Consider the following 15,065-nt stretch of genomic DNA (forward strand, 5'->3'; position numbering starts at 1 on the left):
AACCGAGTTGCAAGCCTATTGGTCCTTCGCTGAGGGGCCACGGAAGCGATTGCGATAGGCACCCGGACTAAGGCCCACTTTTTCCCTGAACAGCCGGCAAAAGGAGCTCGTGTCGGTATAACCGACCTGCGCCGCAATCCGCTCAACGTTAAGGTCTCCGGCTTCCAGCAGGGTACGCGCGGACTCTATGCGCAGGCTTTGCAGGTACCGGAGCGGCGGTTGATTGAGCGCTGCCTGGAAGCGGCGAATGATTGTGCGTTCGCTCACGCTCAGGTCATTTGCCATGTCAGACATCCTTACGTCCTTGGTCATGTTCTTCTGGAGCCAGTGTTGCGCTCGGTGCACCAGCGAGTCGGCGTGGGCTTTATCCGTCAGCAGTGGAAGATAAGGCGTCTGCTTCGTTTGACTGACATCGATGAGCATCGTCTTGGCACACTGGGACGCAATCATGGGTCCGCAGAAGCGCTCGATGATGTGAACGGTTTGCAATAGATAGGAGGCCTGTGCGCCGGCACAGATTAACCGGTCAGCTTCGGTAATGATGGGTTCGAGTTGAAGATCTACCCGCGGAAACCTAGTACGGAACTGCTCAGCCAGCCACCACGTGGTAGTTGCGGGGCGCCCGTCGAGAAGGCCGGTCTTCGCAAGTACGAAAGTTCCGGTACAGCTAGCAGCCAGGCAAGCGCCCGCATTCCACTGTGAGACAAGCCAATCACATGCCGCTGACTGACGCGCAAGCAACCGTTCGAATGCCTTGCTGCCGGCATAGTGGGCGCTAGGGACAAAAACGAGATCGAATTTTTCTCGTGCGCGAATGGCTTGCGTGTCCACTTTCAGCCCGTTGCTCGTGGTTACGGGCCCTCCGGCAGGCGAAACAAAATGCCACTCAAACTGCACCGCTTCGGCCCCCAGTTGTCGCCGCAAATGGGAGTTCGCGATCTGAAGTAGATCAGCGAATCCTCCAAGGCTGGATGCGTAGCATTCGTCATAAGCGAGGACGGCGGCGCGGTGCGTCATGGTTGGCATAATTCACACTAAATGTGTCAGTCTAGCCAATGTACATCAAAGGGGCTGCTGGGGAAACTGTAGTCATTCCATGAGCGCCATAGCCCATGGGGTATGTAGATTTCGCGCGATCCGGTTGGCCGCTACTTGAGGCGATTCAGCGTAATCCCCATCCGCTGGGCCCATAAGGTTGAGCCGCTGGGGGCGACTCGGATTGACCCGGGGCAGCGCGGGCGAGACAAAGCCCTCCTCACACCAACGCGTCATAGCTCCGTACCCTAAATAGCTGTCCGCGACCTCATATTCGGATTCAGTACTTGGAAGGATTGTTCTTATGCGTATCTCAAATGTCGGCGTCATCGGCGCTGGGACGATGGGTAATGGAATCGCGCAAGTATGCGCGTCCGCAGGCATCAATGTCGTGCTCCTGGATGTTTCCGACGAGGCGCTACAGCGAGGGGTGTCGGTCATTGCCGGGAGCCTAGACCGTCTTATCAAGAAGGGCATCCTGTCTGCTGACAACAAGATGGAGGTGATGGCTCGCATCTGTGGGACGACCCAGTACAGTGATCTGGCCAGCGTCGACCTTGTGATTGAAGCCGCCACTGAAAATGAAGTCCTGAAGCTGCGCATTCTCAAGGATGTTGATGCCGCGATTGGGGACGATGCGATGATCGCGACGAACACGTCTTCCATCTCCATCACCAAGCTGGCCGCGGCTACGTCGCGACCGGAGCGATGCATCGGTACGCACTTCTTCAACCCGGTGCCATTGATGGCCCTGGTGGAGTTGATTCCTGGCCTGCAGACTTCCGATGAAACTCAGCAGCGAATCGATGACTTCGTCAATGCCATCGGAAAGAAATCGATCCTTGCAAAGAATAGTCCTGGGTTCGCGGTCAATCGCATTCTCTGCCCGATGATCAATGAGGCCATCTTCGCCCTGCAGGAAGGTCTGGCGTCGGCGGAGGACATCGACAACGGCATGAAGCTTGGCGCTAACCACCCCATTGGTCCACTCGCACTAGGCGACCTGATTGGATTGGACACGATGCTCTCGGTCATGGAGGTTTTCTATGAGAGCTTCAACGACCCCAAGTACCGACCCGCTCAGCTCCTGAAGGAAATGGTCGACGCCGGCTACCTCGGCAGAAAGAGCGGGCGAGGCTTCTACCAGTACTGCTAATTCGAAGAAATTGCGTCAGGAGACAGGTTGATCATGAGCAACAGCGACGATGCGGTATTGCTTGAGCTTCAGGACGGAGTTGCCAAGCTCCGCTTTAACAGGCCGCGTAGCCTTAACGCTATATCGCCAGAGTTGGCTGAGCGATTCCTTCAACGGTGTCGGGAGGTCCAGGCGAGCACAGCCTGTCGCGCGGTTGTTATTAGTGGCGAAGGGCGTGCGTTCATGGCCGGAGGCGACCTGAGCCACTTCTATCAGGGATTCGAAGTGGCCGCGGATACGGCCGAGGCGATGATCGCGCCAATGAATGAGGCGCTGTCTATTCTGGCATCGCTTCCATTGCCGGTGGTGGCGAGCCTGCACGGGCCGGTGGCGGGAGCGGGAATGAGTGTCGCGCTGGCCTGTGATCTTGCTGTGGCGTCCGACGACGTCCAGTTCTCGTTTGGCTACACGCAGATTGGTGCCAGCCCGGATTTGGGTATTTCTTCGATGTTGCCTCGTACGGTAGGTCTGCGCAATGCGATGGGCATTGCGTTGCTCGGCCAGAGTCTCGGTGCGGAGCAGGCGATGAGGCTCGGTCTGATCAACCGGCTAGTGCCTCGCCAGGATTTGGCGGAAGAAACGGACGCCGTCATGGCTCATCTTGCCACGGGACCAACCCTCGCCTATGCGCAAACGAAGCGGCTGTTGCGGTCATCTTTCGACCGTCCTCTCGCAGCGCAATTGTCAGAAGAACTGGCAGCCTTCCGTGCCTCTGCTGCCACCTATGATTTCGTCGAGGGTGTTTCATCGTTCATCGAGAAGCGCCAGCCCGCGCGGTTCTCCGGCGCCTAGCACCGCTGGGAACCAGCCGCAATGCGCCAATGCGCGATTGCCGGGTGTGCGCAAGAGGGCCGCAGAGCTCTCAGACGCGCGTAGTCGGTCACGGAAAAAGTCTGCTTACGAGTGCCGCGACATGCGCGCTTAGCGCTTGGTGCCACTTCTTGGCGCGGTGACCAGTACTCAGCTTCAAACTCCGATTCCACATAAGAAATTACAAACAGGAGACTACATGTCAGACAGCGTTGCACGTGCCGATGTTATCAGTCAGGCTGATTCCTTCGAACGGGAGGCCTATGCGAAAGTCACCTTGCGACTGATCCCGCTGCTCTTCGTTAGTTACGTGATGGCGTTCCTTGATCGTGTCAACGTCGGCTTCGCCAAGCTGCAGATGCTGTCCGATCTGAGCTTCAGCGAGGCGACGTATGGCCTTGGCGCCGGGATCTTCTTCCTCGGGTACGTGCTCTTCGAGGTTCCCAGCAACATCATCCAGCACCGAGTCGGTGCGCGCCGCTGGATCTCCAGAATCATGATCACATGGGGTCTGCTCTCTGCCGCCATGATGTTCACTCAGACGCCCACCATGTTCTACGTTCTGCGATTCCTGCTTGGTGTCGCGGAGGCGGGGTTCCTGCCAGGCATTGTCATGTATCTGACGTACTGGTACCCGGCACAACGCCGAGGAAGGATCATGGCATTGTTCTTTGCTGCCGTTCCGGCGTCGGGATTGATCGGTGGTCCGCTTTCTGGGTGGATTCTGGAATCGCTTTCCGGCGCATATGGCCTCGCGGGCTGGCAATGGCTGTTTGTTCTCGAGGCTTCGCCATCGATTTTTCTGGGTCTGTTGATCCTTCTGGTGTTGCCGGACGGCATCCAGGACGCCTCATGGCTCTTACCGCAAGAGAAGGACGTGCTCGCCGCAAATGTCAAAGCAGAAAGACGGGATAAGCATGACGTCAAGTTGGGAGCGATCTTCTGCGACAAGCGCGTGTTGGTCATGGCTGCCATTTATTTCTGTGCAACGACGGCTGGATATGGCATTAGCTTCTGGTTGCCTACCATCATCAAGACGACCGGTGTCGTGAGGCCGCTGCAAATTGGCTTGCTGACCGCAGTTCCGTTCCTGTTGGCGATTGTCGGTATGCTGCTCTTTAGTCGGAGTGCCGACGCACGACGCGAGCGCAAGCTGCATCTCGTGAGCGCAATGTCGATTGGGGCGTTCGGTCTGGCTCTCAGCGTCTTCTCCAGTTCGAACACAACTGGAGCACTCGTCGCGTTATCCATCGCGGCCATCGGCGTGTACTCGGCTTTCCCCATCTTCTGGAGCTTTCCAACTGCCTTTTTGACGGGGGCAGGTGCCGCGGCAGCTATTGCGTTCATCACTTCGATCGGCAACATCGGCGGCTTTTTCAGTTCTTACCTTATCGGATGGGTCAAACAGATGTCGGGAAGTACCAATCTTGCCATGCTTGTGCTCGCAGCAGTCTACGTCGTGGGTGTGCTGTTGACGCTGACCGTACCCAGTCGCCTCGTCAATAAATGATCGACGTTTGGCTATTCACAACTTAGGGCTACCAATTGCCAGGAGATATGTGTGAACAATACAGCGCGGTCGACACCCGTGCGCCGTCCCTTTCCAGGTGAACTGCTTGCGTCGCTCAAGTCTATGTTCGGCGAGCGTGTCTCGACCGCGGAGGCAGTCCGCTTGCATCATGGTCGAGACGAGTCGCCTTTCGATCCGCAGTTACCAGACGCGGTGGTATTCGCACAAAGCGCCGAAGACGTGCAAGCCATCGTAAAGCTCTGTGCGCAATACAACGTTCCAATCATTCCTTACGGCAACGGCTCGTCGTTGGAAGGCCATCTGCTTGCCGTGCAGGGTGGAGTTTCCATCGATATGTCGGAGATGAATCGTGTGTTGTCGCTCAACGCCGAAGATCTGACTGTCACTGTCGAGCCTGGCATCTCACGCAAGCAAGTGAATGAAGCTCTGCCCGAAACCGGTCTCTTCTTCCCGATTGATCCAGGCGCGGATGCGACTATCGGTGGCATGACGGCGACGCGCGCGTCGGGTACGTAACACTGAAATGAGTTTGCGAACTCCATATCAGCCTTAGATTATGGACGTCCCGTCCGTTGCCACGGCAGGGAGGGCAACAGCAAGGTGTGTAACCGGCGCCTTGTCGTCGTTGCCTCTTGCTTGGCGTAAATCGCACTGAATGTGTCAGAGTAGACAATGGTCAATAGCCGGTGGTATCGGGAAACTGTGTCTATCCACCTGAGTATGGTGGGGCACATCGTGGGCGGAACGTAGTCGTCGGAAAGGGGGGGCGCATGGTGTCCACCGTTAGTGGAAGATGGCAAGTGGCGAAGCTCGGCGCAGTGGCGTGAGCGCGAGGACTTCATTTGCAAAGCGAACGGAGTCTGTATGAATGCCAGATTTCCAGAGACTGTGACGAAGGCGGACTCGTCGAAGGACGACCGTGATTCCGTATCGGTGGTGGGTAGCTGCCTCGCACTCACCAGTGTGCGTACTAATGAGGTGAGGGACTTCTATCGCGGGTATGCCTTGGTCGCCATGGCAACCGCCGTGATAGCTGTCGTGGTCGGTATTGTGTTCTTTGCAGTTGGAATTCTCCCGTAATGAAAGTCCTAATCGTTCATGCTCATCCGGAGCCCCAGTCGTTCAGCTCGGCCTTGAAAACCGTCTCCGTGGAAGCCTTCCGCGAAGCCGGGCACGAAGTCCAGGTTTCAGACCTCTATGCAATGGGCTTCAACCCTGTTGCGTCTGCTGCCGATTTCGGCGATCGGGCAAATCCTGAGTACTGTGTTTACGCGCTGGAACAGCGCAATGGTGTGGCGAACGGCACTATCAGTCCGGACATTCAACGTGAACTCGAGAAGCTCATGCAGTGCGATCTCCTCGTGTTTAACTTTCCGTTGTTCTGGTTCTCGACGCCAGCGATCCTCAAGGGATGGCTTGACCGCGTGCTCGTCTCTGGAACGGTCTATGGAGGTACACGCTTCTATGACCGTGGAGGACTTCGCGGCAAGCGTGCGCTGCTGAGCGTTACGCTGGGCGGACAGGAACACATGTTCGGACGCGACGGTGTGCATGGACCGCTCGAATCAATGTTGAGGCACTTGTTGCAGGGAACGCTGGGGTACACAGGACTTGACGTACTGCCGCCGTTCTTTGCGTGGCACGTGCCATACATCACGCACGAGGACAGAGTCGCGATGCTGGAGGCGTGGCGTGAACGGATTGCCACGCTTGACGATGCGGTCCCGCTTTCGTTTCCGAGCCTCAATGACTTTGATGAACTGCTGTATCCACTAAAAAAGGCAGAGCAAAGCGAAACAGTTTGATAGTGATCAAAACGTGATCGACAGTCCCATCGTCATTGATATGCGGGCCGGCGAACCATCGCCGGACATCATGCGGCAGGCTGGATGGCCGGGCGGTCGTCGCCTGCCAAAGCGGAGAACTTTGTATGAAGTCGCCTGTTGAGCGAACGGCCATTGCGACGCGCATGGCCGATGTCGCTCCTTTCTATGCCATCGACATCCTGACCCAAGCCAAGCGGCTCGAAGCAGAAGGTCGGGATGTGGTCCACATGGAAGTCGGTGAGCCCGACTTCCCGACGCCGCCCGCAGTTATCGCAGCCGCCCAGGCCGCCATTGCCAATGGCAAGACCACCTATACGCCTGCGCTAGGCATCCCGGAACTCCGGGAGGCGATTGCCGGCTACTATCAAAGTCGCTACGGCGTATCCGTTCCCGCTTCACGCATCGCGGTGACCCCTGGCGCTTCTGGCGCGTTGATTCTCGCCTTGGCTTGCCTCACTGAACCCGGAAAAGAATGGCTGCTGACCGATCCAGGCTATCCGTGCAACCGCAACTTCGTTCGCATCTTTGAGGGCGTACCGAAGTCGATACGAGTGGGGGAGCAAAGCAATTTCCAGCCGACCCTGGAAGATCTCCATGCTCACTGGGGTGACGCCACGGCGGGGGTCATGCTGGCTTCCCCGGCCAACCCTACTGGCACGATGCTCAACCTGGACCAGATCAGCGCGTTCGCCGACTATGTTCGCAACAAGGGCGGGCACTTCATCCTGGACGAGATCTACCAGGGATTGACGTACGAGAACGAGACATCCACGGCACTGCAATGCTGTGACGACGTCTGGATCGTACAAAGCTTCTCGAAGTACTTCCAGATGACAGGTTGGCGTCTCGGCTGGCTGGTGGTGCCGGAAGCATACACCCGTCATATCGAGAAGCTTGCGCAGAACCTGTTCCTGTCTCCGTCGGCCCCGGCGCAATACGCAGCGCTGGCGGCCTTCGATCCCGCTACGCTGGACCTCGTAGAGCAGCGTCGGGCTGAATTTAGGCGTCGCCGGGACTTTCTGTCCGCAGAGCTGGCGCGACTCGGATTCCGAATCGCGGCAAGGCCCGAGGGTGCGTTCTACATCTATGCCGACTGTTCTGGCTTCACTAGCGACAGCTTTGCATTTGCGGAGGCATTGCTCGAGCAAGCCGGAGTGGCGGTCGCGCCGGGCCTGGATTTCGGAGCTAATGAACCCGGCCGCTACGTTCGCTTTGCCTATGCCGCGGACGTCAATCGTCTTGGCGAAGCTGTGGCGCGTATCGAGCGCTTTCTTAAGGGGTAATGGCGTCGGTCGCCGCCTTCCCGAATCCGAGTCACGGCTATGAGGTGGTCCGCACTCGGGTTCGACGGCGTTCGTGTCAAAGCGAGGGCGGCATACCAGTACCAATGCAGTGATTTGACAGGTAATCAGCCTGAGTGGGGAGTGTTTTGCAATGAGCAATCGTGAAGTGGTAGTGGTCGGCGCCGCCCGTACGGCGATCGGTACCTTCGGCGGGTCGCTGAAGGATCTTCCGTTGACCGTTCTGGGTGCGACGGTGGTTCGCGCGGCATTGGAGCGCTCCGGTGCGCAAGCCGGCGATATCGGGCATGTCGTCATGGGCAATGTCATTCCCACCGAGCCTAAGGATGCGTATCTCAGCCGCGTTTCCGCAATGGATGCGGGAATTCCCAAGGAGACTCCGGCATTCAACGTTAATCGCCTCTGCGGCTCCGGTCTTCAGGCGATCATTTGTGCGGCGCAGTCGATCCTGCTAGGCGATGTGAACCTGGCGGTCGGCGGAGGCGCCGAGTCCATGAGCCGCGGTCCGTACATCGCGCAGGCTGCGCGGTGGGGCATGCGCATGGGCGATGGCCAGATGGTCGACTACATGAATGGCATCCTTCATGATCCGTGGAAGCGCATTCACATGGGTGTGACGGCTGAGAACGTCGCGGAACGCTACAGCGTTTCCCGCGTTGAACAGGATGACCTAGCCTTGGAGAGCCAGCGACGCGCTGTTGCGGCGATTCAAGAGGGTCGGTTCAAGAGCCAGATCGTTCCCGTTGCGATCAAAACCCGCCAAGGTGTGGTCGAGTTCGATACAGACGAGCACGTCCGCAGGGACGCGAGTGCTGACGCACTGTCAAGGATGAAGCCCGTGTTCAGGGAGGGAGGCTCGGTAACGGCCGGCAATGCCTCAGGCATCAATGATGGCGCGGCCGCGTTGGTTCTCGCCGAGGCCGGCAGGGCAGCCACTCTGGGGCTCAAGCCCTTAGCCAGGTTGGTTGGCTATGCGCATGCAGGTGTTGAGCCCGAGTATATGGGGATCGGGCCGGTGCCGGCTACGCGTCTGGTGATGCAACGAACAGGCCTCAAGCTCGCGGACATGGACGTGATCGAGGCGAACGAAGCATTCGCTGCGCAGGCTTGCGCGGTGGCGAAGGAGTTGAGCTTCGATCCGCAAAAGGTCAATCCCAACGGGTCGGGCATATCCTTGGGACATCCGGTCGGCGCGACGGGCGCGATCATCTCGGTAAAGGCGATCTATGAACTGCACCGGACAGGGGGGCGCTATGCGCTCGTGACGATGTGCATTGGCGGTGGCCAGGGCATCGCGGCGATCTACGAACGCATCTGAAGCTGTCGATGGGACTTGATCCTGCAAGTCTTACACGTCGAGCATGACGCTAACGGAAGAGTTAGGCGAACTGAGGCGCGAGGTACGGGCGGCGAGCGTCCAAGCCTCGCGCGAAGCGCTCTTGCGGGCTTCCCCGGGCCGTGAAAAAGAGGTACTACGGTCTATTCTCGAAGCCCGGATCACTCACAGTCGCCCTCGCCAAAAGATTGTGCACTTTGCCTGCGCAGCCGAGCGCCGCATATTCTTGAGTGCAGCGCATTTTGAAGAGTGCCGTGAGGTTGCGTCCACTTGTCTGGCGCTTAGGACCCTCTTCTGGGCGTCTTATCGCCGGTTCGGAAGATGATGGCCATTTTGATGTGCCGGCAACTGCGATACATGGACAGTTTTCAGCATCAACTTATGAGGGAAGTACGAGAATGGGCGAGATCATTGACGCCTGGATGCAATTGCCCAACAAAGACTATCTGCTGAACTCCATGTTCGACTCGCTGCGGAGGTGGCCGACGAACTGGAAAACGCTGGCCCTCGACAATCCTGAAATCACACATGAACACGCGCTCGAAACCTTTCGCTCTCAGGGCGTTTCGCGCGTCATCGCCAGTGCCTGGTGGGGCCCAACTGGGCCGATGATCTCAAATGACGAGGTTGCTGCGGCAGTTCGCGCACATCCGGAACAGGTTGTCGGTGTCGCGTCGGTCGACATCAGCCGGCCGATGGAGGCGGTGAGGGAACTGCGCCGATGCGTAAAGGAATTTGGCTTCAAGGGCTTGCGGGTTTTGCCATGGTTGTGGGGCCTGCCTCCCGACGATCGCCGATACTATCCGCTCTATTCCGAATGCGTCGAACTGGACATTACGTTTTGTCTTCAAGTCGGGCATGCAGGCCCGATGCGCCCGTCGGAACCGGGGCGTCCTATTCCGTACCTGGATAACGTTGCCCACGAGTTTCCGGAGTTACGCATCGTAGGCGGGCACATCGGGTTTCCATGGGTGTCTGAAATGATCTCGCTCATGATGAAACATCCGAACGTATATGTGGATACGTCGGCATATAAGGCTTCCAGGTTTCCTCAGGAGCTGGTGTCCTATATGCGTGGGCCGGGCAAGCACAAGGTGCTGTTTGGTACCAACTATCCCATGCTGACTCCCGCGGAGTGCCTGGCCGGCATTGACTCGCTCAACTTGGGCGAAGCTGCCCTGCCGTTGTTTCTGGCGGGTAATGCGCGACGCGCGTTCAAGTTGGACGCATAAGTTGGCAAATGGTGAGCGCATCCAGCGCCCACCGACTACTGATCCCGCGCACATGGGTGGGGGCAATGGCGGCTCGCTCGAGCCCCGCCGGGGCTCGAACTTGCCAGCAAGTCCCTGTTAGCCAGCAACTCGTAGCTGGCGCCATAGCGCTTGCTACAGCCAGGCGCATGGGGTTCCTAAGCGTTTCGCCATTGCGGCGCACGCTTCTCAAGGAAGGCATTGACACCTTCGCGCTGGTCCGCGCCGTCGAACAGATCGACAAAGCGCTCGCGCTCCAGCGCCGCGTGGCGTGGCACACCCAGGCGCGCCGGATGTACAAGTTGCTTGCTGTAAGCTGCAGCGCGTGGGCTCACGCTGCAAGCGCGTTCGGCCATGGCCAGTGCTGTTTCCAAAGTCTTCCCCCGTGGCACGACTTCCTCGACCAGCCCAATGCGCAGCGCCGTGGCGGCGTCGACGCGCTCATTGGTCAGAATCATGCGCTTGGCCCAGCCTTCGCCGACGAGCCATGGCAAGGTCTGTGTGCCGCAGCCGCTCGGCAATAGCCCCACCGCAGACTCGGGAAGTGCCATCTGTGCGTGCTCTTCGGCAATGCGAATATCGCAGGCCAGCGCACATTCCAACCCGCCGCCCATGGCGTAACCGTTGATCGCGGCGATTACCAGCGGACGCGCGTTCTGCAGCGCTTCAAAGGCGGCGCCGAACTGCTGTGCAATTTGCCGCGCGCGGGCGCGATCGCCATCGGAGAATCCATTCAGGTCTGCCCCGGCGCTGAAGAACCTCTCGCCAGCGCCGGTGATGACCACGGCTCGGATTTCGGGATTGGTGTCGATGCCTGCTACCAATGCACGCAACTGCTCAAGGGTTCCGGAGTTGAATGCGTTGTCCGGCGGACGGTTCAGTGTCAGCGTGGCGACGTGGCCGTCTTGGGGAATACTGGATCATTGCTTTGGCTCCTTGCCGGCGGTGGATAGGTACTGACGGATTACCCCGGAGAAATCGAGCCGGCCGTCGCCGGCTTGACTCATCGCCTGATAGATCTGCTGGGCCAGCGCGCCGAGGAACAGCGGCTGCTTCAAGCCGCGTGCGGCGTCGGCCGCCAAACTGAGGTCCTTGAGCATCAGGTCGGCACCGAAGCCGCCCGTGTAGCCGCGCGACGACGGCGCCGTCTCAATCACGCTGGGGTAGGGGTTGTACGTGTCGGACGACCAGCAGCGCCCCGTCGATGTGTTGACGATGCCCGCGAGCACATTGGCGTCGATGCCCAGCCGCACGCCCAGCGCCATGGCTTCCGACACGGCGATCATCGAGATCCCGAGGACCAGGTTGTTGCAGATCTTGGCGGCCTGGCCGGTGCCGGTGTCGCCGCAATGGACCAGATTGCGGCCCATATTGGCCAGCACAGGCTTGACCTGCTCGAACAGCTCGGGCGTGGCGCCAACCATGAAAGTCAGCGTGCCGGCCTGCGCACCGCCGGTGCCGCCGGATACCGGCGCATCGGCCAGCGCGTTGCCACGCGCCGCTGCGGCGGCCGCTAGTTCGCGCGCGGTGGCCGGGGCGATCGTGCTGGAATCCACCAGCGGCACGCCGGGACGTACCCCGGCGAGCACGCCGTTCTCGCCCAGGTAGGCGCTGCGCACATGCACGGCGGCGGGCAGCATCGTGATGACGAGGTCGACCGTGGCGACAGCGTTGCGCGCGGTATCGGCAGCGGTAGCGCCTTCGGCGCACAGCGAGGCTATGGCGGCGGCATTGAGGTCGAAGACGGTGAGGGTATGGCCGGCTTTGAGCAGGTTACGCGCCATGGGCGCGCCCATATTGCCCAGGCCGATGAAGGCGATATGCATGGGAGCTTCAGTCAGAGATAGTTCAATGCCGCCGACTTGCACCCTGTCCCGAACGCAGAAGCAGGATGCAAACGGCGGCACATGATTACGCAGTGGTGGCTTTACTTCAGGCTAATGGTCGTATTGACACCGTCGTTGACCGTCGCGTCGTCAAACCAGCGCGCCGTCACCGTCTTGGTTTGCGTGTAGAACTGCACCACCTGCTTGCCGTAAGGGCCCAGGTCGCCGAGCTTGGATCCGCGCGAGCCGGTGAAGCTGAAGTAGGGGACGGGTACCGGGATGGGGATGTTGATGCCCACCTGCCCAACATCGATTTCGCTTTGAAACTTGCGTGCGGCCGCGCCGCTCTGCGTGAATACGCCGGTGCCGTTGCCAAAGGGGTTGCGATTGACCAGCGCAATGGCGTCGTCGAGTGTTTCCACGCCGATGACCACGAGCACCGGGCCGAAGATCTCATGGGTGTAGACCGACATGTCGGTCGTCACATCTGTGAAGATGGTAGGGCCAATGAAATTGCCTTGCGGGTAGCCGGGTACTTCCACGTTGCGGCCGTCTAGCGCCAGCGTGGCGCCTTCCTTCTCGCCGGAGGCGATGAGGCCAAGAACACGTTCCTTCGCTGCAACGGAGACCACTGGGCCGACATCGGTGCCGGCTTCCGCGCCAGCGCCGACCTTCAGCGTCTTCGCCTTCGCCACGAGTTCAGGCACCCATTCGCGCGCGGCGCCCACCAGTACGACCACGGAGGTAGCCATGCAGCGCTGGCCGGCCGCGCCGAAGCCAGCACCCGCGAGGGCGTTCAGCGTATGTTCCTTGTTTGCGTCCGGCAGTACCACTGCGTGGTTCTTCGCGCCCATCATGGACTGCACGCGCTTGCCATGCGCGCCAGCCAGGTTGTAGACGTGGGTGCCCACGGCGGTGGAGCCAACGAACGACACCGCCTTGATGTCCGGGTGTGTACAGAGCGCATCGACTACTTCCTTGGCACCGTGTACCACGTTCAGCACGCCTGCTGGGACGCCGGCTTCAATCGCGAGCTTCACCAGTTCGACTGTCGACAACGGATCCTGTTCGGATGGCTTCAGCACGAAAGTATTGCCACAGACGATGGCCATCGGGAACATCCACAGCGGAATCATCGCCGGGAAGTTGAACGGCGTGATGCCGGCGCAAACGCCGATCGGCTGCTGCAGCGTGTACGTGTCGACGGTCGAGGCCACGTTCTCGGCAAAGCCGCCTTGCTGCAGCGTGCCGATCGAGCAGGCGTGCTCAACCACTTCCAGCCCACGGAAGATGTCGCCCTCGGCATCGGCGAGCGTCTTGCCCTGTTCGGCCGTCAGGATGGCGGCAATGCGCTTGCTATGCTCTCTGATCAGCGCCTGGTATCGCAGCATGACGCGCAGGCGCGCTCCGATCGGGGTGTGACGCCAGGTCGCGAACGCGTGATGAGCAGCGCTTACGGCGGCGGCCACTTCGCTGGCGGTAGCCAGCGGGACGCGTGCCAGGACTTCTTGCGTGGCGGGATTGACTACCTGGCGGAATTCGGTTGCGGACGACTCCACCCATTCGCCGTTGATCAGCAGTGGTACGGTCGGCGCGGCATTGTCGGTCTTGTGCACGGCACTCATGGTTCTCTCCAGAAAAGCTCGGTCTGTTGGCAGGTGAGGGTAGGACTACAGGCTGCGCGCGATTAGCATGCGCTGGATCTCGCTGGTGCCTTCGTAGATTTGGGTGATGCGGGCGTCGCGGTAGTGGCGCTCAACGGGGTAGTCTTCCAGGTAGCCGTAGCCGCCGTGGATCTGCAATGCCTTGGAACAGACGCGCTCAGCGATTTCAGATGCATAGAGCTTGGCCTGAGAAGCCTCTGACAGGCAGGGCAAGCCTTCGCTGCGCATGCGTGCGGCGTGGTGCACCAGCAGACGTGCGGCGTTCAACTCGGTCGCCATGTCGGCGAGCATGTCGGCGATGGGCGGATGTTCGCGCAGCGCTCGGCCAAACTGGATGCGCTCGCTGGCATAGCGGCACGCGGCTTCGAATGCCGAACGCGCAATGCCAATCGCCTGTGCGGCGATACCGATGCGACCGCCTTCCAGATTAGACAACGCGATGCGCAGTCCTTCGCCAGGGTCGCCCAGCAACGCGTCGTGCGGCACTACGCAGTCTTCCAGCGTGATGGCGCAAGTGTCCGACGCGCGGATGCCCAGCTTCTTTTCGGGGGCGTGAACGATGAATCCTGGAGTATTGGTCGGTACCACGAAGGCCGAAATGCCCTTCTTGCCTCGCTCAGGATCGGTGACGGTGAACACCACGGCCACGCCGGCGCGCTGGCCGTTGGTGACGAACTGCTTGCTGCCGTTGAGAATCCAGCCGTTGTCCGTGAGCCGAGCACGAGTGCGCAAGTTGTGGGCCTCGGAGCCAGCCTGCGGTTCGGTCAGGCAGAAGGCGCCGATTAGTTTGCCGCTTGCCAGACGCGCCAGGTAGCGTTCCTTCTGTGCGTCGGTGCCGAAGTGCAAGATTGGCCCGCAGCCGACTGAGTTGTGCACGCTCATCAGCGTCGCACTGGCGGCGCAGCCGGCCGCGATCTCTTCAATTGCGAGTGCATAGGCCACGTAGTCGGTATAGGTGCCGCCCCATTCTTCTGGCACGATCATGCCAAGTAGGCCCAGTGCGCCCATCTCGGCGACGACTTCGTTAGGTAGACGCCCATCGCGGTCCCACTGTGCTGCGTTGGGCGCCAGCCGTTCGCTGGCAAAGGCGCGTGCGCTATCACGGATCATCGTTTGCTCTTCGGTGAATTCGCTTTGCATGGCAGTTTGGCAGTGGTGTTCGCTTCTTGGAGCAGCGACGCAGGTCTGGAAGGGGCTTAGCTGTGTGGGCGCAGTGTAGGAACACCGATGGCAGCGTCCTATGCCGAATTCCGCCAATCTCGCTGAACTCGTTTGCCATTCGGCTAGTTCT

12 protein-coding genes and 1 pseudogene are annotated in these 15,065 nt (G+C 59.8%); 8 read left to right on the forward strand and 5 right to left on the reverse strand.

The window, feature by feature from the left end:
* Window positions 1-15 precede the first annotated feature (15 nt).
* Window positions 16-1,017, reverse strand: coding sequence for a GlxA family transcriptional regulator (locus tag AC1RWI_RS05115; protein WP_492864933.1), 1,002 nt, complete (start codon window positions 1,015-1,017; stop codon window positions 16-18).
* Window positions 1,018-1,339: 322 nt separating this feature from the next.
* Between AC1RWI_RS05115 and AC1RWI_RS05120 the strand changes: the two genes are divergently transcribed.
* The 8 genes and pseudogenes from AC1RWI_RS05120 (at window position 1,340) to AC1RWI_RS05155 (ending at window position 10,266) form a co-directional block, all read left to right on the forward strand.
* On the forward strand, window positions 1,340-2,191 hold the full coding sequence (locus AC1RWI_RS05120) for a 3-hydroxybutyryl-CoA dehydrogenase (RefSeq protein WP_492864935.1): 852 nt from the start codon (window positions 1,340-1,342) through the stop codon (window positions 2,189-2,191).
* A gap of 33 nt (window positions 2,192-2,224) precedes the next feature.
* On the forward strand, window positions 2,225-3,022 hold the full coding sequence (locus AC1RWI_RS05125; RefSeq protein WP_492864937.1) for an enoyl-CoA hydratase/isomerase family protein: 798 nt from the start codon (window positions 2,225-2,227) through the stop codon (window positions 3,020-3,022).
* Between the two features lie 217 nt (window positions 3,023-3,239).
* Entirely contained in the window at window positions 3,240-4,550 is a 1,311-nt protein-coding gene (locus tag AC1RWI_RS05130; RefSeq protein ID WP_492864939.1) for an MFS transporter, read from the forward strand.
* A 51-nt stretch (window positions 4,551-4,601) separates the two neighbouring features.
* Window positions 4,602-5,084: pseudogene (locus AC1RWI_RS05135) on the forward strand (FAD-binding oxidoreductase); the annotation flags it as partial.
* A gap of 566 nt (window positions 5,085-5,650) precedes the next feature.
* Entirely contained in the window at window positions 5,651-6,376 is a 726-nt protein-coding gene (locus AC1RWI_RS05140; protein WP_492864941.1) for an NAD(P)H-dependent oxidoreductase, read from the forward strand.
* A 125-nt stretch (window positions 6,377-6,501) separates the two neighbouring features.
* Complete coding sequence (locus AC1RWI_RS05145) at window positions 6,502-7,680, forward strand: pyridoxal phosphate-dependent aminotransferase (RefSeq protein ID WP_492864943.1); 1,179 nt, start codon at window positions 6,502-6,504, stop codon at window positions 7,678-7,680.
* A gap of 151 nt (window positions 7,681-7,831) precedes the next feature.
* Window positions 7,832-9,016: an acetyl-CoA C-acyltransferase family protein gene (locus AC1RWI_RS05150; protein WP_492864945.1), complete on the forward strand. Its 1,185-nt coding sequence runs from the start codon at window positions 7,832-7,834 to the stop codon at window positions 9,014-9,016.
* Window positions 9,017-9,432: 416 nt separating this feature from the next.
* Window positions 9,433-10,266, forward strand: coding sequence for an amidohydrolase family protein (locus AC1RWI_RS05155; RefSeq protein WP_492864947.1), 834 nt, complete (start codon window positions 9,433-9,435; stop codon window positions 10,264-10,266).
* Between the two features lie 176 nt (window positions 10,267-10,442).
* Here the strand turns inward: AC1RWI_RS05155 and AC1RWI_RS05160 are convergent, their stop codons facing one another.
* The 4 genes from AC1RWI_RS05160 to AC1RWI_RS05175 all read right to left on the reverse strand — a co-directional run bounded on the left by AC1RWI_RS05160 (window position 10,443) and on the right by AC1RWI_RS05175 (window position 14,914).
* Complete coding sequence (locus AC1RWI_RS05160; protein ID WP_492865023.1) at window positions 10,443-11,198, reverse strand: enoyl-CoA hydratase; 756 nt, start codon at window positions 11,196-11,198, stop codon at window positions 10,443-10,445.
* A 6-nt stretch (window positions 11,199-11,204) separates the two neighbouring features.
* Window positions 11,205-12,110 (reverse strand): 3-hydroxyisobutyrate dehydrogenase, encoded by a 906-nt coding sequence (mmsB, locus tag AC1RWI_RS05165; RefSeq protein WP_492864949.1) that lies wholly within the window; start codon window positions 12,108-12,110, stop codon window positions 11,205-11,207.
* Between the two features lie 101 nt (window positions 12,111-12,211).
* Window positions 12,212-13,735, reverse strand: a complete 1,524-nt coding sequence (locus AC1RWI_RS05170) for a CoA-acylating methylmalonate-semialdehyde dehydrogenase (RefSeq protein ID WP_492864951.1) — start codon at window positions 13,733-13,735, stop codon at window positions 12,212-12,214.
* Between the two features lie 45 nt (window positions 13,736-13,780).
* Window positions 13,781-14,914, reverse strand: coding sequence for an acyl-CoA dehydrogenase family protein (locus AC1RWI_RS05175; RefSeq protein WP_492865025.1), 1,134 nt, complete (start codon window positions 14,912-14,914; stop codon window positions 13,781-13,783).
* Window positions 14,915-15,065: the final 151 nt, after the last annotated feature.

The sequence above is a fragment of the Cupriavidus sp. MPR-AND1C genome (genome assembly GCF_058809705.1).